Annotated in this window: 18 protein-coding genes; 7 read left to right on the top strand and 11 right to left on the bottom strand. The window is 34.6% G+C overall.

Annotated elements, in window-relative coordinates:
- Entirely contained in the window at positions 1–951 is a 951-nt protein-coding gene (locus tag AR685_RS11615) for a bifunctional metallophosphatase/5'-nucleotidase (protein WP_059124661.1), read from the bottom strand.
- Positions 951–1,706: a 5'-nucleotidase C-terminal domain-containing protein gene (locus AR685_RS11610; protein WP_059124660.1), complete on the bottom strand. Its 756-nt coding sequence runs from the start codon at positions 1,704–1,706 to the stop codon at positions 951–953. Before AR685_RS11610 ends, AR685_RS11615 begins: the two co-directional genes overlap by 1 nt.
- Before the next feature lie 107 nt (positions 1,707–1,813).
- Between AR685_RS11610 and dapA the strand changes: the two genes are divergently transcribed.
- Complete coding sequence (gene dapA, locus AR685_RS11605; protein ID WP_059124659.1) at positions 1,814–2,686, top strand: 4-hydroxy-tetrahydrodipicolinate synthase; 873 nt, start codon at positions 1,814–1,816, stop codon at positions 2,684–2,686.
- Between the two features lie 217 nt (positions 2,687–2,903).
- A complete protein-coding gene (locus AR685_RS11600) occupies positions 2,904–3,401 on the top strand; it encodes a GNAT family N-acetyltransferase (protein ID WP_059124671.1) in 498 nt (165 codons plus the stop codon).
- Between the two features lie 90 nt (positions 3,402–3,491).
- Here AR685_RS11600 and recG read toward each other — a convergent pair whose 3' ends face one another.
- The 7 genes from recG to AR685_RS11565 form a co-directional block, all read right to left on the bottom strand.
- Positions 3,492–5,576, bottom strand: a complete 2,085-nt coding sequence (gene recG / locus AR685_RS11595; protein WP_059124658.1) for an ATP-dependent DNA helicase RecG — start codon at positions 5,574–5,576, stop codon at positions 3,492–3,494.
- Positions 5,573–6,118, bottom strand: coding sequence for a hypothetical protein (locus AR685_RS11590; protein ID WP_059124657.1), 546 nt, complete (start codon positions 6,116–6,118; stop codon positions 5,573–5,575). The genes recG and AR685_RS11590 overlap by 4 nt, the downstream gene beginning before the upstream one ends.
- 67 nt (positions 6,119–6,185) lie before the next feature.
- Complete coding sequence (locus AR685_RS11585; protein WP_047446731.1) at positions 6,186–6,719, bottom strand: thioredoxin family protein; 534 nt, start codon at positions 6,717–6,719, stop codon at positions 6,186–6,188.
- A gap of 30 nt (positions 6,720–6,749) precedes the next feature.
- On the bottom strand, positions 6,750–8,228 hold the full coding sequence (locus AR685_RS11580; protein ID WP_059124656.1) for a peptide MFS transporter: 1,479 nt from the start codon (positions 8,226–8,228) through the stop codon (positions 6,750–6,752).
- 133 nt (positions 8,229–8,361) lie between these two features.
- On the bottom strand, positions 8,362–10,080 hold the full coding sequence (locus AR685_RS11575; RefSeq protein ID WP_047446727.1) for a peptide MFS transporter: 1,719 nt from the start codon (positions 10,078–10,080) through the stop codon (positions 8,362–8,364).
- Between the two features lie 137 nt (positions 10,081–10,217).
- Positions 10,218–11,873 carry a peptide MFS transporter gene (locus AR685_RS11570; RefSeq protein ID WP_059124655.1) on the bottom strand — a complete coding sequence of 552 codons (1,656 nt, stop codon included), beginning with the start codon at positions 11,871–11,873 and terminating at the stop codon, positions 10,218–10,220.
- A gap of 121 nt (positions 11,874–11,994) precedes the next feature.
- Entirely contained in the window at positions 11,995–14,124 is a 2,130-nt protein-coding gene (locus AR685_RS11565; RefSeq protein WP_059124654.1) for a S9 family peptidase, read from the bottom strand.
- 114 nt (positions 14,125–14,238) lie between these two features.
- On the opposite strand from AR685_RS11565, the gene AR685_RS11560 reads away from it, so the two are divergent.
- Positions 14,239–14,712: a hypothetical protein gene (locus tag AR685_RS11560; protein ID WP_047446721.1), complete on the top strand. Its 474-nt coding sequence runs from the start codon at positions 14,239–14,241 to the stop codon at positions 14,710–14,712.
- A 230-nt stretch (positions 14,713–14,942) separates the two neighbouring features.
- Here AR685_RS11560 and glgP read toward each other — a convergent pair whose 3' ends face one another.
- Complete coding sequence (glgP, locus tag AR685_RS11555; protein ID WP_059124653.1) at positions 14,943–16,607, bottom strand: alpha-glucan family phosphorylase; 1,665 nt, start codon at positions 16,605–16,607, stop codon at positions 14,943–14,945.
- Between the two features lie 155 nt (positions 16,608–16,762).
- Between glgP and AR685_RS11550 the strand changes: the two genes are divergently transcribed.
- Together AR685_RS11550 and AR685_RS11545 are read left to right on the top strand one after the other, a co-directional pair.
- Positions 16,763–17,563, top strand: coding sequence for a hypothetical protein (locus tag AR685_RS11550; RefSeq protein WP_059124652.1), 801 nt, complete (start codon positions 16,763–16,765; stop codon positions 17,561–17,563).
- 120 nt (positions 17,564–17,683) lie between these two features.
- The gene (locus AR685_RS11545; protein WP_059124670.1) at positions 17,684–19,516 is read left to right on the top strand and encodes a T9SS type B sorting domain-containing protein; all 1,833 of its coding nucleotides are present in this window, start codon (positions 17,684–17,686) and stop codon (positions 19,514–19,516) included.
- A gap of 50 nt (positions 19,517–19,566) precedes the next feature.
- Here AR685_RS11545 and AR685_RS11540 read toward each other — a convergent pair whose 3' ends face one another.
- The gene (locus AR685_RS11540) at positions 19,567–19,926 is read right to left on the bottom strand and encodes a nuclear transport factor 2 family protein (protein WP_082002148.1); all 360 of its coding nucleotides are present in this window, start codon (positions 19,924–19,926) and stop codon (positions 19,567–19,569) included.
- A 112-nt stretch (positions 19,927–20,038) separates the two neighbouring features.
- On the opposite strand from AR685_RS11540, the gene AR685_RS11535 reads away from it, so the two are divergent.
- Entirely contained in the window at positions 20,039–20,680 is a 642-nt protein-coding gene (locus tag AR685_RS11535) for a hypothetical protein (RefSeq protein ID WP_185113246.1), read from the top strand.
- Positions 20,681–20,745: 65 nt separating this feature from the next.
- Entirely contained in the window at positions 20,746–22,092 is a 1,347-nt protein-coding gene (mtaB, locus tag AR685_RS11530) for a tRNA (N(6)-L-threonylcarbamoyladenosine(37)-C(2))-methylthiotransferase MtaB (RefSeq protein WP_059124651.1), read from the top strand.
- Positions 22,093–22,136: the final 44 nt, after the last annotated feature.

Here is a 22,136-nt window from a genome sequence, read left to right as displayed (position 1 = left end):
TTATACTATTATACTGCTGTCGATTGCCTGGTTGTTCCAGCTAATCTGTTGTACATTTTTATTTTTATCAAAAAAGAAATCTATTCGGCCTAAAAGAAGACCAGCCCAACCCACTTGATTCACCAACACATTTTTGCCCTGTCTATTCTGAAATGTTTGAGGTTCAGGTAAAAAAGTATGGGTATGACCACCTAAAATTAAGTCAATGTTTTCTGTTTTTGAAGCTAAGATTTTATCACTTATTTTTTCAGCTTCTTCTTTATAATCATATCCGATATGAGAGAGACAAATAACGAGGTCACATTTTTTTTCATTTTTTAGAAAGTTGGAATAATGTTGTGCCACATCAATTGGATTGGACCAAATGGTTTCACCATATTGTTTTTTTCCAACCAAACCGTCAAGTTCGATTCCGACTCCGAAAATTCCGACCTTAATTCCGTTTTTGTTGAAAATTTTATACTGTGAAGTTCTTCCGTCTAAAATGGTATTCTTAAAATCATAATTTGAGCAGATAAACGGAAACTGCGCATTCGGAAGAACCTTTAAAAATCCGTCTAAACCGTTATCGAAATCGTGATTTCCCATAGTGGAAGCATCATAATTCATCATCGACATCAGTTTAAACTCAAGCTCTCCTCCAAAAAAATTAAAATAAGGAGTTCCCTGAAAAATATCACCGGAATCAAGCAATAGCAGGTTGCTTTCTTCGCTTCTGATTTTCTGAATTAAGCTTGCTCTTCTCGCAAAACCACCCTGATTGGGATTTCGTGTGTAACTAGAATCGAAAGGTTCAATTCTGCTGTGTTGATCGTTGGTATGAAGAATCGTTAACTTATTGGCTGAAGAGAAAGAATTTAAATTTAATTCCTCAGCCATCAGTAAATTCGGAGCTAAAGTCATCGCTAAAGATCCGCCTGTTATCGTTTTTAAAAAACTTTTTCTATCCATTACTTCTTCCCGATAAAATTTAAACGAACGTCCTCTGTAGGATTGATTTGCTGATTTTTCTTAAAATATTCGATAAAAAGGTCTCTCAATTTTATACCTGTAGAAATTGATTGTCCTTTTGCGAAAAACTTCATATTGTCACCACCCAAAGCCAGATAATCAGATGTTGCAATGTAATAATCCTGAGAAGGATTTACCGGATTTCCGTTGATTAAACTTTTTAAAATATTTCCATCATTAGTTTCTATATACAAATGGGAAACCGGATTATTCTTTAAATTTTTAGCATAATAATCAAAAAGTCCCTGCAAATCTGAACCTTTGAATTTTACAATAATCACTTCATTTTCAAAAGGCATCACTTCAAAAACATTTTTCAGAAGTATGTCACCTTTCCCAATCGTCGTACGGATTCCTCCGATATTGATAAGTGCTGCATCGATGTTTTTATTGAGATTTGCTTTCGCCCAAACATTCGCTCCCTCGAAGGTGTAATCTGCCAAAAGATTTCCCAGATTACTGTTATCACCTTCTTTTGTTAAATCAACTTGAGTGTAAGAGATTTTTTGATTCATCTCTTTATTGAGTTTTTGTGTGTAAGGCTCAATAAATTTCGCAAAATCTTCATTGTCCTTCAAGTCTTGATTAATAGTAATATTCTTCTGTATCTGCACATTGGCAAGCTTCAACGATGTCGTTTTACAGGCTGTGAGTGAGAACAGAGCAATTCCTAGTAATAAGAATTTATTTTGCATAATTTCTTTAGTATAATGCAAATATAATTATATGTATAATAAAACAGGATTAAATATTGTAAATTCTTGTATGAAATTATTAAATTTGGGGAAAATATTTCTAACAGATGAGCATTTTAAAAGGAGTAGGTGTTGCTTTGGTAACGCCCTTTAATGAAGATTTATCCGTAGATTTCGAAAGTTTGAAAAAACTCATAGAGTACAACATCGAAAACGGAACCAACTATTTGGTGGTATTGGGAACTACAGCGGAAGCTGCAACACTTTCTTCGGACGAGAAGAAACAGGTAGTTGAGCACATCATTAAGGTTAATAATAAACGTCTTCCATTGGTTTTGGGAATTGGCGGAAACAATACTCTAGAAGTCAAACAGCAGATCGAAGAAACAGATTTGTCTGATTTTGAAGCCGTTTTATCTGTGTCTCCATATTACAACAAACCAAATCAGGAAGGGCTTTACCAGCATTATAAAATGTTGGCTTCTACCGGAAAAAATATTATCATTTATAACGTTCCTTCAAGAACCGGACAAAACGTTGAGGCAGATACGACTTTGCGTTTAGCAAAAGAATTCCCGAATTTATTCTTGATTAAAGAAGCTGCACCAAACATTCTTCAGTATTTTGATATATTAAGAAAAAAGCCAGAAGGCTTCAACTTAGTTTCAGGGGATGATGAATTTACTCTTCCTGTGACTTTGGCGGGTGGAGCAGGAGTGATCTCTGTAATTGGCCAGGGTTATCCGAGAGAATTTTCAACGATGGTTCAGTTGGCTTTTGATAAAAAAGTAGATGAAGCGTATGAAATTCACAATAAATTGGTTGAAATGACAAGACTGATTTTTGCTGAAGGAAATCCTTGCGGAATTAAAGTGGTTTTGGCAGAAAAAGGATTGATCAAAAACTATTTGAGACTTCCATTGGTTCCTGCATCGGAAGGACTTTGTGCGAAAATAAAAGCTGAAATGGCGAAAATCTAATTGAGTTAAAAGTCAATTTCTATAACATATTAAAAGTGAAAGGCTTAATGCTTTTCACTTTTTTAATCTAAAAAAAATAACTACATTTTTTTTAAACATAAGTTACGTGAAGTGATTGATTCGAATGTTTAGAAGAAGACATTAGTTCTTGAAAATCTTTGGTTTCTTCTTAAGTGTTCTAATGTGTTTTTTAAAAAAATCTAATAATTATTCAGAAATGAAATTAATCAAAGCAACAGAAAAAGATATACCCTTGATTCAGGATTTGGCAAAAAGATCATGGGAAAATGCATACGCAGACATACTCTCCAAAGAACATATGAAATACATGCTCGACACAATGTATTCCGAAGCAGAAATTTCAGAGCATTTGAAAAATCCGGATTATCATTATTATCTTGTCTTTGACGAAAACTTACATTCCTATGATGGATTTTTAGGGTACGAAAATCATTACGAAAATCAGACAACAAAACTTCACCGAATTTATTTGGTTCCGGAAAGCAAAGGAAAAGGTTTAGGAAAAAAAACTTTGGAATTTTTAAATCAAAAAGTAAAGGAAAGTGGCGACAACAGAATTATTTTAAATGTCAATAAATATAATTCTGCACAAAAATTCTACGAGTCTCAAGGTTATAACATCTACAATGAGGGTGTCTTCGATATTGGAAATGGGTATGTAATGGATGATTATCTGATGGAAAGAAGATTTTAAATCAAATAAGATTCGGCTTTTTATCTTGAGTTTATTAAAGGGAATCTGTTTGATTTAAAGAAATTTCTTGGCTGTAGGAGAAACTGGTTATTACGAAATCTTACTCCACTTATTTTTTCCTTTATAATACTGCAGGTAGTAATTTTTGATGATCTGATGTTCCGTTCTCATCAGTAAAGGATCGGCTTCAAGTATCTTTTCAACCATATTTTTGGTATTTTTAATGATGTCAGAATCATTCACCAGATCAAGTCTTTTGAAATCTACCACACCACTTTGCTGCGTTCCTAAAATATCGCCGGGACCACGCAACTGCATATCAACTTCAGAAATTTTAAAGCCGTCATTGGTTTCAGTCATGGTTCTAATTCTGGTTCGGCTTTCTGTCGATAATTTATCTGAAGTCATGAGAATACAGTAACTCTGTTCTGCACCTCTGCCAACACGACCTCGTAACTGATGAAGCTGCGATAAACCAAATCTTTCAGCGCTTTCAATCACCATTACAGAAGCATTAGGAACATTGACACCAACTTCGATCACAGTGGTAGCAACCATTATTTGTGAGTTTCCTGATGCGAAATAATTCATAGCTTCATCTTTTTCGTCAGGTTTCATTTTTCCGTGAAGCATGGTGACGTTGTAATTTGAAAAATTTTCCATCACATGTTCCAGACCTTCCATCAGATTTTTATAGTCTAATGTTTCGGATTCTTCAATCAAAGGATAAACAAAATAAATCTGTCGGCCTTTTCTGATTTCTTCATGACAGAAATTATAAACATAAGCACGGTCTTTTTCACGTCGGTGAGCTGTGATAATCGGTTTCCTTCCAACTGGCATTTCGTCAATGACAGAAACATCCAGGTCAGAATAAAAACTCATCGCCAAAGTCCTTGGTATTGGGGTTGCCGTCATCACCAAAATATGTGGTGGAATTTTATTTTTTGCCCAAAGTTTTGCGCGCTGTGCCACGCCAAATCTGTGTTGCTCATCGATAATTGCTAAACCAAGATTTTTAAATTTCACCTTATCTTCCAAGACTGCGTGAGTTCCCACCAGAATTGCAAGTTCGCCATTTTCCAGTTCTTCGTGGATGATTTTTCTGGCGGAAGCTTTTACTGAACCTGTAAGGATATTGACTCTAATATTGGTGTCTTTCAGTAAATCCTTAATTCCGTTGTAATGTTGCTGCGCAAGAATTTCTGTCGGTGCCATTAGGCAACTTTGAAAACCGTTGTCAAGGGCAAGCAACATCGTTAATAAAGCGACCATTGTTTTTCCTGAACCTACATCGCCTTGCAAAAGACGGTTCATTTGAATGGGCTTTTTCATGTCAAGACGGATTTCCTTTAAAACACGTTTTTGTGCATTGGTCAGTTCAAAAGGTAAGTGATTTTCATAAAAATCAGTGAAATAATCACCGACAATAGAGAACGGATTCCCATGTGATTTTGCCTTATGGTGTGCTTTTTTTAAGCCGAAACCTAATTGAAAAAAGAATGATTCTTCAAATTTTAATCTGAAATCAGCTCTTTCAAAATATTCTAAGTTTTCCGGAAAGTGAATATTTAAATACGTTTGTTGCCTCGATAAAAATTTCATCGATTTAATAATATATTCCGGGAGGTTTTCCTGAATTAAATTTGGAATTTCTTTACAGATATTTCTTAAAATAACCTGAAAAAACTTCTGATTGAGACCTCTTTTGGTAAGCTTCTCAGAACTTGGATAGATAGGTCGTAAACGGTTGTCTTTTTCTTTTTTCTCATCCAGTTCAATTTCCGGATGAGGCATAGAAAACTGATGATTGAATGCATTAATTTTCCCGAAAATAAAAACCTCACGGTTCACCGGAAGTTGTTCTTTCAGCCATTTTGAATACTGAAACCAAACCAAATCCATACTTCCTGTATCGTCGTTGAATTTTGCGGTCAGCCTTTTTATTTTTCCATTGTGGATTTCCTGAACGTTGGAAATTTTTCCTTTTAACTGAATTTCAAGATTGCTTTCCTGAAGATTTCCGATTTTATAAATTTTATTTTTATCAATGTAGCGAATCGGGTAGAAGTGCAGAAGATCTTCGACAGTAGACATTCCCAAAACATTTTTGATGAGTTTGGCTCGTTCAGGACCGATTCCCTTTACAAATTCTATGGAAGTTTCTAAAGTCATTTTTGAGGGAATCCCATTTTTTTATAAGAGTAAATTATTCCTAAAATTAGTCCAATAATTCCACCAATATATCCGAAATTATGGATACATCCAACTGTAATATAATTTTTAAAATCAATGATGTTTTCAGGAATAAAAGATGAATTAAAATAAGATTTTGGACGTTCTGCTAACAAAAAAAATCCGTAGAAAAAGCCAAGAATTTCGATAATAAATGTTGTTAATAGAGCTATGTAAATGGATTTTAGAGAAAATTTAAGCATCGTTTTCCAATCTTTATGCCTTAAAGTTAAAATGCCTAAAATAAAACCTAAAAACAAACCAAACCACCACGTTGCCAAGAAACCAACTAAAGAAACGGCTACTCTTGTGCTTAGCTGATTCTGATCAATATTAAACTGGATAAATTTAAATTTTGTATAATATTCTGGAGAGATGATGTAAGTTATCTGATCATGTAGAATACCATAAATTCCCGCTATCAAAGTCGCGAGAATTGAAATTATGATTACTGTGAAAAATTTTTTAATAAGTTCTTTCATAGATGAGTCTACGAATTTCGGGAAAATTTAGAAATAAAAAAAGCTTTCAAATTTGAAAGCTTTATGTTTAATCTTTTATATTCGATTTAAATTTTTTCTGAAAATCTTCCCATTCCTGTCTGGTTTTAATCTTTTTAAATAAATCATTTGAAATCAGAGTAAGATAAGGCTCAAGTTCTTTTGCCGAAAGTTCTCCCTGCAAAATCGTGATAGGAGCTCCGTTTTCATCTAAAAAAACTGTACTCGGAACAGCTCCTACATTCATAAACTGCGTAAATTCGTGAAGAGAGTTTCTTCCTTTTTTATGTGCGGTATTTTCGTTTACAAATTTTCTTCCGAATATTTCGATCTGCTTTTTTTCCTCGGCATTAAATTTAACTGGATAATATTTATCATTCAAAAACTCAGAAATCACCGTATGTCCATACGTTTTTTTATCCATAATTTTGCATGGACCACACCAATCTGCATAAAAGTCAATAAGTATTTTTTTTGGTTGGGTTTTTTGTGCTTCTAATGCTTCTTCTATGGTCATCCATTTTACCTGAGCAAAATTTAAACTAATAAAGGAAAGGAATAGTATGGTGAAAATTTTTCTCATGATGTGATATTTGTACAGGTGTTCAACGTTCTATTTAACTTCCTGCATCAATTTTTTAACTAAAGGTGATATCAAAATCAGTACCACTCCTGCAACTAATGCGTAAATTGCAAGCTGATAATAACCGTCTGTATACGATTGTAATTTAGATACTAAATCATTTCCTGTATTTGATTTTGAAATTTCTGCGCCCAGTTTTCCGGCAGCCAACTGTCCGAATGCACTTGCCAAAAACCATAGTCCCATCATCATTCCGAATAATTTTTTTGGTGATAATTTGGTGATTATTGACATTCCGATTGGTCCCAGACAAAGTTCACCAATTGTAGTAATAAAATATGCGAATGCAAAAACATTTAAAGAGGTAATTCCCTTTACATTGGCAAAAAATTTAGTGTAATAAAAAATATAAAATGAAGCTGAAAGGAATAAAAACCCAATTCCAAACTTGATAAGTGTGTTGGGTTCTAGTTTTTTCTTCGCCAACCAAAGCCAAAGTAAACCTATAATTGGGCTTAAAACAATAACAAAAAGTGTGTTTGAACTGTTGTTTACAACATTTGGATCAATATTGAATCCTAATAAGTTGTGATTTAAATTATCTTTAGCAAATAAAGACAAAGAACCACCACTTTGCTCATAAATTGCATTAAATAAAAAGTAGAAAAAGATAAACGCAAATGCTGCAATCAGTTTTTTCTTATAACTAACCTGTTCTAATTTTAATAATTCAAAAATGAAATATCCGACTGCAATTATTCCTATGGTATACATGAAATAATCTGTGTAGTCGGTATTTTTAACCATGATGAAAATTAATGGAATACTTAAAATTGATAGTACATAAACTGCAATTTCTCTGATTCTTCTCTTCCCTGAATCCATACTTAACAACGGAGAATTACCGATTGGTCCTAAATTTTTCTTGGTGAAAAGGAATGTTAAGAGACCGATAATCATAACTACTGCTGCCGCAAGAAAACATAAAGTCCAAGAGTGGTATTTTCCTAAATAAATACATAATGCACCACCTAGAAGTCCTCCAATATTGATTCCTGCGTAGAACATACCATAACCCGCATCTCTTCTCGGATCTTTTTCATCATACAATTCTCCAACCATTGATGAGATATTTGGTTTGAAGAATCCTGTACCAATAATAGAGAAAGCGATTCCATAATAAAACATTTCTTGAGGAGCCAAAGCAATCAATAAATTCCCAAGAATCATAATGATTCCTCCGAAAAATAATGATTTTTTGAAGCCTAAAATTTTATCAGCAAAAATCCCACCTATAAAAGTAAAAGCATATACAAATGCTTGAATAGCACCGTATTGAAGATTGGCAACGTCATCTTTCAGCAAAAGCTGATCTACCATGAAAAATGTAAGAACTCCACGCATTCCATAAAAACAGAAACGTTCCCACATTTCTACGGTGAAAAGCGTCCATAGTTGTTTTGGGTATTTTCCTTTGAAATTCTGTATTTCGTCAAGGGTTAAGCTCATAGTAATGATTGATAAATAATTAGTGATTTTTCAATTCATAATGATTACATCACGACTTGAAACTTGTATTGCACGAATTTATAAAAAAAACCTCTGAAAAATCAGAGGTTTGCATTATAATTTTTAAATGATCTTAGCTTACACCATTCATCATCTTCTTCAATTTTGGTGATAAAATGGCAAGAATTACAGCTGCAATTCCACACAATACCACAAATACCATAAAAAATTCAAATAAATTATGAATTTCTACTCCTGCAAATGTAGTATTTGCGATTGGTAATTGTTCTTTTTCAAATAATGCCACCTGCTCAGGAGTAAGGGTCACTTTTTTATCTAAAACATCCTGAAGGTTTACGCCTAATTTTTCGGCTTTTACAAACTTATCTCCTGTTGCAGGAATAATTGCTCCTAACGAGCCTGCCAAAGCATAACCAGCTGCATTTGAGATGAAGAAAACTCCGTATAGTAAAGATGCAAATCTTTTTGGAGCTAATTTACCTACCAAAGATAAACCGATTGGTGATAAGCATAGCTCACCCATTGTTTGGATTAGATATAGTAACATTAACCATTTAATGGCTAAAAGACCTGTATTTCCTAAATCTTTGACATTATAAGCGATGATGAAATAACTTAAAGCAATTAATGCAAGACCCATTGCCTGCTTCATTGGCGAAACCGGCTCTTTTCCTTTTGCTCTTAATTTATCCCAAAGTAAACTGAAAGGTAAAGCTAGTGCTACAACAAATAATCCGTTGAAAATCTGAACCATTGATGGTGGCATATTCCAACCAAAAATATCTCTGTCAGTTTGGTTATCTGCTATAAATGTTAATGATGAACCTGCTTGCTCAAAAGCTGCCCAGAAGAAAATAATAAAGAATGAAACAATGTAAATTACCCAGATTCTTTGTCTTTCCACTTTGTTTTCAGCAGAACTCATAATTAAGAATGCCAATGCAATTCCTGCTGCGTAGATGAAAGGGTAGATGATACCTTTAATCAATTGTCCCATTCCTACAGAACTGAAGCCGAATTCTCCTACCAAAATATATCTGAAAACGAAGAAAAGAGCAACGAACAATACAGCTGCAATTCCCATGTTCTTACCAGAAAATACTGCTGTCTGAGTTTCTCCTTCTTCAAAATCATCAGTCGTATTGTTTTTTGGTAATCCACCGATTGGTCTTCCTTCCGGTGTTACAACATATTTGTTTTTAAGAATAAAGAAAGTTACTGTACCTATAAGCATTGCAATTGAAGCCGCTAAGAATCCCCATTTGAATGCGAAAATATCTCTCACGCCTTCAGAATCTTTAACATCTCCTAAATATGGACAAATAAACTGGCCTAAAAATGCACCAATATTAATACCCATATAAAAAATGGTAAATGCCGAGTCTAATTTTGATTTTTCCTGCTTCGGATAAAGACTCCCCACCATTGAAGAAATATTCGGTTTAAAGAATCCATTTCCAAAAATAATAATGAATAAGGCTAACCACATCAAGGTTTTTGCACTTACGAGATCAGAAGAAAACGTTGAAGCACTGAAAAACAATAACAACTGCCCAAGAGCCATTAAGCTACCACCTACCAAAATTGCGTTTCTGTTTCCGATGTATTTATCTGCTATGAAACCTCCCAAAAGTGGAGTTAAATAACACAAAGCCAAGAAACCACCGTAAATGATTGCCGCATCTGCTTCTTTAATTAGGAGAGAGTTTACCATAAATAAGGTAAGCAATGCTCTCATTCCATAAAAGTTGAAACGCTCCCACATCTCTGTTCCGAATAGAACCCATAATCCTTTTGGGTGTTTAGTCTTCGACTGAACTGCTGTATCCATATATTAATTGTTAATTTTTTGTTAAGACCCACAAATATAGTTTTTTTTGAGTTTTTGACAAGGTTTTAATTTTTATTTTAAACAAAAAAAAGCTGTAGATAAATTCTACAGCTTAGATATAATTTTTGTGTTAAAACTTAATGTCCGCTTTCCTTCATTATTCTGTTGAGTCTTTTCAGCATGAAGAGTCCCAGTATAGTTGCAAAGATCAACAGACCGAAATTTACCATGAAGTAATTAGACTTATTCTCGTAGCTATACCATGTGCTTGCCAGAATTCCTGAAAGTTTGTTGCCGACAGAGTTGGCAAGGAAAAACCCACCCATCATCAATGCCGTCAATCGTGCCGGGGAAAGTTTTGAGACAAATGATAGTCCCATCGGTGAGAGGCAGAGCTCACCCACAGTAATTACTCCATAACTCGCTACAAGCCACCATGGAGAAACTTTCACACTTCCGTTTTCTCCTGCTGATACAGCCAACACCATTACAAGGCATGAAAGTGCAGAAATGAAAAGTCCTAAAACGATTTTAGTAGGGGTCAGTGGTTCTTTCCCTCGTCTTCTCAAGAATGCCCATAAACCAACGATGACAGGAGTTAAAGCAATGACCCAAAACGGATTGATAGACTGGAATAATTCAGTATTATAAAGGAAAAGTTTGCTATCCGGATTTTGTTCTAAACTTGCTCTTTTTTCAGGTGAAATATTTTTGAAATATACATCTTTACCCTGTACTTTTAAAGCATTCCCATCTTTGTCCTTTTGAGACTGATATTGATTGTCATAAACAGGAACTTCTTTAGTCTCATAACCTTTCCCATCAACCATATAGATTTTTTCTAAAGGTTTTTCAAGTGAAGCCGATACACTTCTGTCTGTATAATAGTTGGCCCATCTTGTCAACGCTGTTCCGTTTTGTTTAAAGACTGCCCAAAAGAACATACTAATCATGAATACAGACAATAAAGCTCCAATGGCAGCTTTTTCATTTGGTTTAGCTTTGAAGTAAAGTGATCCGTAGAAATAAATTACAGGAACACATGCGAAAATAAATGCATCAGTGCTGTCGCTTCCAAAAATATTGTTTGGAATGAACCATCCGATTAATCCAAATAAAATCGCCGGCAGAAATACTTTCATCAAAATTTCCGAAAGTTTGGTGTCACCTTCCTGTACGGGCTTCATTTGGGCAGCGTGGATGTAGTGTTTTCGACCAATTGTAAAGATGACCATACCTATCAGCATACCAACTCCGGCAGTGATGAAAGCCTCGCCCCAACCATATTTATTTCGCATAAAAGCGGCAATAAGGTTGCAGATAAAAGCCCCGATATTAATTCCCATATAGAAAATATTGTACCCTGAATCTTTATTGGCTTTGTAAGGTTCTTCAGAATATAAATTACCTAATAATGTTGAGATGGTAGGTTTAAAAAAACCATTTCCGATGATGATCAATGCCAATGAAGAATAAAAAAGGGTAAGATCCTTGAAAACTCCCATACCGATATACCCTGCTGCCATCAAGATCCCACCAAGGTAGATGGATTTGATGTACCCTAAAACTCTATCTGCCAAAAAACCACCGATAAATGGAGTAAGATACGTTAAGGCAATATAAGTTCCGAAAATATCGTCAGCAGTTTTGTCGGGAAGACCGAGACCGCCTTTCATACCAGCTGGTTCAATGACATAGAGAACGAAAATTCCGAGAATTAAATAGTAGCCGAAACGTTCCCACATTTCTGTGAAGAATAAATAGGGAAGCCCTTTTGGGTGTTTGGTTTTCATAGATTGAAATTTCAAATTTTTCAAAAATAGCTTTTTAATTTGAATTTTTATAAAAAAACCTTTCAGGATGATTCTGAAAGGTTAAACATATAATTATTTTTTTTTAGTTTAAATTGGCTTACTACAAATTCTCCAAAATAAAATCCGTCATTTTTTGATACAATTGGGGTCTTGTCTGTCCACCATAAATTCCGTGGTTTTTATCAGGATACGCCATAAATTCAAACTGTTTTTTATTTTGAATCAAAGCTTCGGAAAACTCCATAGAATTCTGGAAATGTACATTATCATCAGCAGTTCCGTGGATTAATAAGAATTTACCTTTCAATAAATTAGCATACGTCGTCGGTGAATTGTCATCATAGCCAGCAGGGTTTTCTTGTGGTGTTAACAAAAATCTTTCGGTATACACTGAGTCATAATATCTCCAGTTGGTCACTGGTGCAACTGCAATTCCGGTTTTGAAAACATCGGCGCCCTTGGTCATTGCCAAACTTGCCATGTATCCACCGAAACTCCATCCGAAAATCCCAATTCTTGTTTTGTCGATATATTTTTGAGTTCCCAACCATTTTGCAGCAGCAATCTGATCTTCAATCTCGTATTTTCCTAAATTTTTATAGGTAACTTTTTTAAATTTAGCTCCTTTGAAACCTGTTCCACGTCCGTCAACACAAGCGATGATGTACCCTTTTTGAGCCAGCATTTCAAACCAAAGTGCATTTCCGTTATCCCAAGAATTGGATACTTGTTGAGATCCCGGACCTGAATACTGGAACATAAATAATGGATATTTTTTATTTGGATCAAAGTTTTTAGGCTTTATAATCCATGCATTCATCTGATCTCCTGCCTCGTTAGGAATCGTGATAAATTCTTTTACAGCAAAATTATCAGCCTGCAACTTTTTAAGCTGATCATCGTTGTTCTGAAGTTCTTTCAGTTGTTTTCCGTTACCATCTTTTAGAACAAAAGTGTAGGGTTTTGAAGCTGTCGATGAAGTTTCGATAAAATAATTGTAGTTTTTGCTGAAATTCGCCGAGTTGTTTCCCTCCGTATTTGAAATCAGCTGCGTTTTTCCATTTTGGATATTGATTTTGGAAACCACTTTATTAATGCTTCCTTTTTCAGTAGTCTGAATGAATATTTCTTTAGACTTTGAGTTGTAACCGTAATAATCTGTTACCTCCCAGTTTCCTTTTGTAACCTGTTTTTTTAGTTTTCCGTCTTTGTCATACCAATACAAATGGCGGTTTCCATCTCTTTCAGATCCCCAAAGAAAACTGTTGTCTTCCAAAAACTCAAGAGTTACATTGTCTGTGTCGATCCATTTATCGTCAGTTTCTGTGAACAGCTTGGTGGCTTCTCCAGTTTTTGTATTGACTTTTAAAACATCTGAAGCATTCTGCGTTCTCTGTGATGTAATCAAAACGATTTCATCAGCATTTGATGTCTGAATAACGTTGGGAATATAGTAGTTCTTAAATTGATCTAAGTTTACTTTTGTCTTTTTACCATCAGCCAAATGATAAATGTGTGCGGATGCAACAGAGTTTTTTTCTCCTGCTTTAGGATATTTATAACGCATTTCTGTAGGATAAAGTGATTTACCATACAGTGGAATGTAAATTTCAGGAACATCGGTTTCTACCAATTTTACAAAAAGAATATCTGCAGAGTTTTTGGTCCACTCATATAATCTTGCATGGCCAAATTCCTCTTCGTAAACCCAGTCTGCCAAACCATTCAGAACTTTATTTTTTACACCATGTTGTGTAATCTGTGTGATCTTTCCTGAATTTAAATCCTGATAAAATAAATTATTGTCTACAATGAAAGATATCTTTGCAGCATCCGGAGAAAATCTTGGCTCCTGAACAGGTTTTCCTTCATTCAGGCTGGTCGTTTTCCCTGATTTTAAATCTTTAATATCATAAACGCCTAAAAAAGAATGTCTGTAAATAGGTTGGCTTTGTTTTAATAAAAGAATTTTAGACTCATCATCAGAGAATTCATAGCTTTCGAAATTTCCATCGACTAAATTACCCTCTTTTTGAGATGTTTTATAAGAATATTTGGCAATTCCTCCTTGCTCGATGACCAGATAATTTTCACCGTTTTTCATAGAAGTGATTCCGGCAATGCCTTTCCCGCGGTAATATCCTGAATATATCTTATCTAAAGTAATTTCCTGAGCTGAAATATTTTGAAATACAACAGCAAGACTAAGTGTAAGTAAAAGTTTTCTCATTTTTAATAATAAAGGAATCCAAAGATAGTAATTTTATCAAATTACAAAAAAAGCTTTTACATAAAGTGTTTGGCAGTAAAATTGAATATAGTTTTATTACTAAATTAAATAATTATGGAAACGAATGCCCAAAATCAGAAACTGAACAGATACGAGATGGAAAACAAAACAGTTTACACAGGTTTTTCAAGTTTTAGTGATGCGCAAGAGTATGGAAATCGAATCGGTGGAACTTTGGTTGAGGTAGGCTTCAAAGATGGAAATGATAATCCTCAGATTACCGATGAAGCAGGATTAATTGAGAGAAAATTACATTATTTTGTTGATGCTGGAGATGAGTATAAATTTATTCATTCTTCTGATCCAGGATTCAGAAAATATGCTGATGAACTTCAGAAAATTAAAGCAAGTCAGGATAAAACAAGTCCCGAGGAAAGATATTTTGCTAATTTTGAAATTGAGAATATTGAAGATCCCATTATTGTCATTAAAAATGATCGTCTTGAATCCGTAACCTCAAGAGAGCGTTCGAAATATTTGAAGCATGCACATGTTTATGAAATAGGTGTTTCGGCGTCCAAATCTTAAAAATAGGTTTCGCAAGCAATACTAATACTCGGCAAAGACTCATGGAAAAGCTAGTGATGAATTCAAAGAAGGAAAGCTGAAATCATCCTGAAGAAATGGTCAATAGGTTTCCATTGATTGAATATCTTAAGTCCCAGACGAGGGCTGAAGGTATGAGGTGAGAAGAGGAGAAAATAACGACAGATAAAAACGGTCTGTGAAATTTATTTCACAGACCGTTTATTGATCATCTATTTCTTTGCATTGTATAGGAGCTGATAGTATTCATCAGCCATTCGGTCACTGTTGAACTGGTCTTTAACGTCGTTCATTGCATTCTGCTGAATCTTTCTCCATTTTTTTGGCTCGTCATAATAAGTTGGAAGAATCTCATTTTCCAGAATTTCATATAATTTATTTAAATCGTAATTATCCTGTTCGTAAATACTCATGTTTTCATAATCGCATTTGGGCACTACGAAAGCGTTTTCTCCATTTTTTGCAAATTCAGGAATCCAGCCGTCATCGGTTGATAAATTGACAGATCCGTTCATCGCAGCAGACATACCAGATGTTCCAGATGCTTCTCTGGGAACCCTCGGGTTATTGAGCCAAACATCAGAACCCTGTTTCAGAGATTTGCTCAAAGAGAGCTCATAGCCCGTCAAAACTGCCATGTTTTTGTGATTATTACTTTCCTCAACCAAAGTATTAAAGGTTGAAATTGAAGAATAATCCATTGGGTAAGGTTTTCCTGCCCAGATGATTTGTACCGGATATTTTGGATTGTTTAATAATTTTCTGAACCTGTCTTTGTCATGCAAAAGTAAATCTGCTCTTTTATAACCTGCAAATCTTCGTGCCCAAACAATTGTAAAAATGTTTGGATCAAACAAATTTCCGGTTTGGTCGGCTACTATTTTAAATAATCTTTTCTTTAAAAGCTTTTTGCGATAATCAAAAATGGTATCATTATTTTCGTCTTTTGCGATATAGAGATTTTTATCGCCCCAATATTTGAATTCCTGAGCATTGGTGATTGATTTAATCTCACAAATTCCCGGATATTTACTCCACATTGCCCTGGAAACTACGCCATGAAGCTGAGATACTCCATTTGCAATTCTTGCCATTTTCAAGGCGCAAAGAGAATGATTAAACAATTCACCGTCAGAACCTTCCAGTTTTTTCGCCTCTTCCATGCTTAAACCTGAAAAATACGACATATCGTAGCATAATTTCAGATTGTGTTTTTCATTTCCGGCCTCTTCAGGAGTGTGGGTGGTAAAAACTAATTTCTCTTTTACTTTCTGAAGGTTTCCGTTGTATTTTTTCAGTAAATAAAATGCTGCAGGAAGTCCGTGTGCTTCATTCAGGTGATAAACATCTCTTTCTACATTAAGTTCGTCCAATAGTTTTGCACCACCTTTTCCCAGCAAAATATATTGAGCCAACTTTGTAGATTCGTTGGCATCATAGAGCTTGTGACAGATGGTTTTTGAGATATGATCATTCTCCGGAACATCCGTAGAAAGAAAAAACATCGGTGCCGTATGGAAAATTTCAGGATCTAAATACCAAACCTTTACCCAAACCGGTGCACTGTGTATTTCAATCTGAAATTTTATTCCAGTGTCTTCAAGAAAACTGTACATTTTCTTCGTCCAAGTGGGCTGCAGTGTTTGATCGTGGTTTCTGGCCTGGTCATAATAACCGAATTTCCAAAGAATTCCGATTCCGATAAGGTCCTGTTTAAGATTGTATGCACTTCTCATGTGTGAGCCTGCCAAAAAACCGAGTCCGCCAGAATATATTTTTAAAACCTGCTCAAGGGCAAATTCCATAGAAAAGTAGGCGACTTTTGTAGAATATTTTTCGTTGATGCTGTAAGGTATTTTAAAATTATTAAAATCCATAAAAATTCAATTATTGTGTTTAAAAGAATCAAAGGTATTGATTAAGAAAATAAACTTTACATTAATTAACTAATAATTATTTTTAAATATCTCTGTTGCATAGTTTTTTTAACTACCTTTAAATATAAATTTTTGATAATCAAAAACTTCCAGTTATGAAAAAACTTTTTTCTGATGAAGATTTAATCAAGAATCTGAGTTTATATTATCTAAATCGCCATCTGAAAAAGAAGCCGATGGAGAAATATCACCGTACAATCGACGCATCTCCGCTTCACGACAGAGAAAAATATAAGAAGAAAGCAGAAATTTTGCTGCTGAATTCTTTTATGCACCATTTCCCTGAAGTTACTTTCGAAAATCTTACCTGCGAAAGCCCGGACTTTATCGCAAAATTTAACAACAAAAAGATTGGAATAGAATTAACCGAAGTCATCAATCATCTTGAAATGAAGAAGGTTGAGAGTAATTTGAATAAAATATTCCGTCAGGCAGAAATATTACTAGAACAAGAAGACACCACGAAATATCGTGGTGTTTATTTTTTGTCTTTTCATGCTCATCTGAAATTTGATACTTCTGAGCAGCAGCAGGAAATTATCCTTAGTATTTTTAAAAGTATCAAAAAAAATAAAGCGGTTGGGTGTGTGAAAAGCATCAGGAAATCTTCTCACAGGAGAAACGTTTTTATTACTCATGAATATAATATGAATCTTTTTGATGAGTTGTGTTCTGAAAAAATTTTAGAAATAATTGATAAGAAAAATGAGAAATTTCCATACTATGACAGAACAGTTGACGAATGCTGGCTTGTGATTGTTTCTGATATGAATTCGTTGGCATCACGTTACACTTTTATTCAGGATAGAGAACATTTAAATGAAGTGAAAAGCCCGTTTCATAAAATTTTTCATCTTGAAAATCTCTGTGGCAATTTGACGAGTATTAAGTCGTAAGGTTATTTGATTTCATTAATAATTATTAAAATTTAACAAATTTGTTTTAAGTTATATAGGTTTTGATTGTGATGTTTCAAATAATTGTTTAATTTTGATATGCACCTAATGTATTTAGATATGAAAAAAAATATACTTCTGATTTTCTGTTTATTATCAACCTTATTTCATGCACAGGCAGACTGTTCTACTGCACTTTCTGTCTGTGGTAATTCTACGATTACTTACAGCCCTACTGGAGTTGGAAATGTGAGTGAAACTATTGGTGATTGTATCACTTCCGGAGAACATAATTCCATTTGGTATAAAATTACGATTGCAACAAGTGGAACATTGACATTTAATCTTGTTCCTACCGCTCCAGATGCAGATTATGACTGGGCGATTTTTGGTCCAAATGCAGTCTGTGGAAATTTAGGCTCACCGATTAGATGTAATGCGGCCACAACAATAGGGCCAGGCCCAGCAACCGGCTTGAATATGACCAGTACATTAACAAGTGCCGCGGGTGGATCTTTAACACCCTACTGTCGGTATCTGGATGTTATAGCAGGGGAAACTTATTATCTGTTTTTAGACAACTGGGTAGGTGCTTTGAGTACAACGGTAGCTCCTTTTTCACTCACTTGGGGTGGGACAGCTACTTTGACTACACCATTTACCAATCCTGTATTGCATCCTTATCCTTTTATTGCTCCGGGAACTCCTGCGGCAAATCCGTCAAACCCCAATGAAGTTTTAATTTGTAACAATCCTTCTATCTTTAATTTCAGTGTACTCTCTCCGGGGATTTTAAATAATAATCAAAATTTCATCGTTACTTATCATACAACTCAAAACGATGCCATATCAGGAGCCAATCCTATTACTACACCAATTTCGGTAAATATAACTTCACTTTATTACTACAGCATTCATTATCAGGATCCGGCTAATCCCAATAATCCGATGAATTTCTGTAGGGAGATCGGTATTTTTAAGTTTAAATTAGGATCATTTCCTGCCTACGATGGTAGTTTAGAAGCTTGTGCGCAAGATAATAATGCAAATGTAGCCACGTTTAATCTTAATTTGGCTGATGTCACAACACAGCCCGGTGTCATAAAATCATATTACTCAACACTGGCAGCTGCACAGGCAGGTACAAATCCTATTTCTCCGTCTACAGCATATGTTTCAGGACCGGGAGTTGTATATGTGAAAGTGGCTGATATTGCCGGCTGTTATTCAATTGTGAAAATTACTTTAAAGATAACCTCGCAGGTATATTCTACTGTTTTAAAAGATCAGGTAATTTGTATAGATGGCCTCGCTACTCTTGACGCCGGACCTGGTTTTGCTTCGTACGAGTGGAGTACTGGGGCAACTACACAAGTGGTTTCCGGTTTGTCTGTAGGGAATTACTGGGTGAAACTTCAAACAGGAAACTGTTTCGCAATGCAAAATGTAAAAGTTTTGCCTTACACTCAGCCTATCGTTTCAAGTATAGATATTTCCTTTGCAAAGGTTGTTGTTCATGTAAAAGGAGGAAAAGCGCCCTATAAATATTCTATGGATAATATAAATTGGCAGGATTCTAATATTTTTACCGGTGTGAAAAGAGGCGAACATATGGTTTATATAAAAGACTCTAACAACTGTCACGAAGTGAATGTTGAAATTACTGTTCCTAATATTGTTAATGCCATTACACCAAATGGTGACGGATCAAATGATTACGTAGATTATTCTGCATTGGCAAATAAGCATAATCTTGTATTTACCATTTACGACCGTTATGGAAATATGATGTTTAAAGCAGATCAATTTAAGAATTACAAGTGGGACGGAACAGCAGGAAATAAAAAGATCCTTACCGGGAATTACTGGTTCTCATTTACATGGAATGAGCCTAAGAGAAATAATGCTCCTATCAAATATTCAGGATGGATTTTGGTTAAAAATAGAAATTAATCATTCAGCGTCATACCTAACAGAAGCCATCTTGAAAGAGATGGCTTCTGCTAATTAAAAACTTTTGTATCTTTAAAATAATCGGAGAGATAAAGGATTTTGCCGCATTCCGAAAACTGAATAATAGTACAAATTTCATTTTTATAACTTCCTCGGCCTGACATATTGCCGAGAGAATTGGTTTGGTAAAAATATTTGTTGTTACCTAAATGGAAAATTTCAGAAACACTCCATTCAATTTTTTCATAACGTCTGAAGATCGCTCTGAACAGAGCTAAGATTCTATTTTTTCCTGAAATTTCTTTTGCTGGCGGAATCCAGATTACAGTTTCATCAGTAAACCATTTTTCAAGCTTTTCTATATTCAAGGAATTTAAATCCTGCATAAAATGGCTGATCTTACAATTCATAGGATGCAATTTACATTTATATACGTGAAAAACACTAAATTGGTTTTTATTATCCTATTACAACTGAAATTCATATTTGAATTGATTTAATCGGAAGTAAATTTTAAAAAAAATGAAAAATTTCACAATACATGAGCACGAAGGAGTTGTTTCTGATAAGTTTTGTAGGATAAGCATCAGGGATTTCCATTCTGCCTGCAAATACATTGCAGGATTGCCGTACAAAAGGAATTTCGATAAAAATAATATTCTCTGTATTTTTAATGATTTTGGAGGAACCTGCAGTACAAAACACGCATCGTTGAGAAAATTAGCTTTTGAAAATAATCAACAAGATGTAAAATTATTTCTCGGTATATTTAAGATGGATTCAGAATACACTCAGGAAATTCATAATACGCTCGAAAAATTTGGACTAAGGTATATTCCCGAAGCTCACAATTATTTGAAAATAGACGATGAATATTTTGATTTTACAAAACCAAATTCAAATTATGATCAGTTTAAAAATAAATTATTGATTGAAAAGGAAATAGAATTCAATGAAATCGCTGGTGAGAAAAAATCATTTCATATAGATTTTCTGAAAAAATGGTTAGCTATTGAAAATATTCCATACGCGTTGGACGAAATTTGGGATATCAGAGAACAATGTATCAGAGATCTGCAGAAAAATGATGAGGATGAAATTCAAAATTTCTCTTCCGTTTGTTTTGTAAACAGTCTTGAAGTACGGGATGATTATAAAGTATAGATCGAATTGATTTACGGTTAGTTTTTAAATTATTATCTTTGCACCCACAAAATTCAGAACAATAAATGTCTCACTTTCACAGAACTGCCGCATTCCACACCCTTGGCTGTAAATTAAATTTTGCAGAAACATCTACCATTGCTCGTCAATTGACAGACGCTGGTTACGATAAGGTAAGTTTTGATGAGAAAGCAGATGTGTATGTTATCAATACCTGTTCGGTTACGGAAAACGCTGATCGAGAATGCAAACTTCACGTAAAACGTGCAATGAAAGCCAATCCTGAAGGTTTGGTGGTGGTTGTCGGTTGTTATGCGCAGCTGAAGCCCGAAGAAATTTCACAGATAACAGGAGTAGATTTGGTACTTGGTGCTAAAGAAAAATTCAATATTCTGAGCTATCTGGATGATTTAGAAAAATCTGAAAGCGAAGGAGTGGTACATTCTTGTGAAATTGAAGAAACTGATTTTTTTATCGGAAGTTACTCGATAGGAGACAGAACCAGAGCTTTTCTAAAGGTTCAGGATGGTTGTGATTACAAATGTACTTACTGTACAATTCCATTAGCCAGAGGAATTTCACGCTCAGACACCATCGATAATGTTTTGAAAAATGCAAAGGAAATTGCAGCCCGAGACATCAAAGAAATTGTTTTAACCGGTGTCAACATTGGTGATTACGGAAAAGGTGAGTTTGGAAACAAAAGACATGAGCATACTTTTTTAGATTTGATTAAAGAGTTGGATGAGGTTGAAGGCATCGAAAGAATCCGTATTTCATCGATAGAGCCAAATCTTTTGAAAGACGAAAGCATCGAACTGGTTTCTAAAAGTAAAAGTTTTGTTCCGCATTTCCACATTCCGTTGCAATCGGGAAGCGATGAATTATTGAAAAAAATGAAACGTCGTTATCTCACTAAATTGTACAACAACAGGGTCAATAAAATTCGTGAGGTCATGCCTCATGCAGCGATTGGTGTTGATGTAATTGTTGGTTTTCCGGGGGAGACTGAAGAGTTATTTATGGAAACCTATAATTTCCTGAATGAACTTCCAATAAGTTATCTGCACGTTTTCACTTATTCTGAAAGAGAAAATACAGAGGCGGCCGAAATGGATGGTGCAGTTCCGATTCCTGAAAGGAAAAGACGCAACAAAATGCTCAGAATTCTTTCCGAAAAGAAGAAAATGTCTTTCTATCAGACTCAGCTTGGGCAAACGCTTCCTGTTCTTTGGGAGCATGAAAATAAAGACGGCAAAATGTTCGGCTTCACCGAAAATTATGTAAGGGTGCAAAAAGATTTTGATTCGTCATCTGTCAATCAGATTGAATTTTTAAATTTAGAAAAGATCCTTCCTGATGGCACGGTTTCTGTGCAGTCTTCTTACGAAAGTTTTTTAGCAAAAGCATAGTCTGTTTGCTTTATTTCAACTAAATTTATTCTTTAACGATTTTA

This window comes from Chryseobacterium sp. JAH (assembly GCF_001507335.1).
Taxonomy (GTDB): Bacteria; Bacteroidota; Bacteroidia; order Flavobacteriales; family Weeksellaceae; genus Chryseobacterium.
The sequence above is the reverse complement of the archived record's forward strand: the minus strand, read 5'-3'. Positions and strand labels throughout refer to the sequence as shown.

Bases quoted from the DNA above. Each gene is read 5' to 3' on its own strand.
- AR685_RS11615 (WP_059124661.1), bottom strand. From the start codon at position 951: ATGGATAGAAAAAGTTTTTTAAAAACGATAACAGGCGGATCTTTAGCG.
- AR685_RS11610 (WP_059124660.1), bottom strand. From the start codon at position 1,706: ATGCAAAATAAATTCTTATTACTAGGAATTGCTCTGTTCTCACTCACA.
- dapA (WP_059124659.1), top strand. From the start codon at position 1,814: ATGAGCATTTTAAAAGGAGTAGGTGTTGCTTTGGTAACGCCCTTTAAT.
- AR685_RS11600 (WP_059124671.1), top strand. From the start codon at position 2,904: ATGAAATTAATCAAAGCAACAGAAAAAGATATACCCTTGATTCAGGAT.
- recG (WP_059124658.1), bottom strand. From the start codon at position 5,576: ATGACTTTAGAAACTTCCATAGAATTTGTAAAGGGAATCGGTCCTGAA.
- AR685_RS11590 (WP_059124657.1), bottom strand. From the start codon at position 6,118: ATGAAAGAACTTATTAAAAAATTTTTCACAGTAATCATAATTTCAATT.
- AR685_RS11585 (WP_047446731.1), bottom strand. From the start codon at position 6,719: ATGAGAAAAATTTTCACCATACTATTCCTTTCCTTTATTAGTTTAAAT.
- AR685_RS11580 (WP_059124656.1), bottom strand. From the start codon at position 8,228: ATGAGCTTAACCCTTGACGAAATACAGAATTTCAAAGGAAAATACCCA.
- AR685_RS11575 (WP_047446727.1), bottom strand. From the start codon at position 10,080: ATGGATACAGCAGTTCAGTCGAAGACTAAACACCCAAAAGGATTATGG.
- AR685_RS11570 (WP_059124655.1), bottom strand. From the start codon at position 11,873: ATGAAAACCAAACACCCAAAAGGGCTTCCCTATTTATTCTTCACAGAA.
- AR685_RS11565 (WP_059124654.1), bottom strand. From the start codon at position 14,124: ATGAGAAAACTTTTACTTACACTTAGTCTTGCTGTTGTATTTCAAAAT.
- AR685_RS11560 (WP_047446721.1), top strand. From the start codon at position 14,239: ATGGAAACGAATGCCCAAAATCAGAAACTGAACAGATACGAGATGGAA.
- glgP (WP_059124653.1), bottom strand. From the start codon at position 16,607: ATGGATTTTAATAATTTTAAAATACCTTACAGCATCAACGAAAAATAT.
- AR685_RS11550 (WP_059124652.1), top strand. From the start codon at position 16,763: ATGAAAAAACTTTTTTCTGATGAAGATTTAATCAAGAATCTGAGTTTA.
- AR685_RS11545 (WP_059124670.1), top strand. From the start codon at position 17,684: ATGAAAAAAAATATACTTCTGATTTTCTGTTTATTATCAACCTTATTT.
- AR685_RS11540 (WP_082002148.1), bottom strand. From the start codon at position 19,926: ATGAATTGTAAGATCAGCCATTTTATGCAGGATTTAAATTCCTTGAAT.
- AR685_RS11535 (WP_185113246.1), top strand. From the start codon at position 20,039: ATGAAAAATTTCACAATACATGAGCACGAAGGAGTTGTTTCTGATAAG.
- mtaB (WP_059124651.1), top strand. From the start codon at position 20,746: ATGTCTCACTTTCACAGAACTGCCGCATTCCACACCCTTGGCTGTAAA.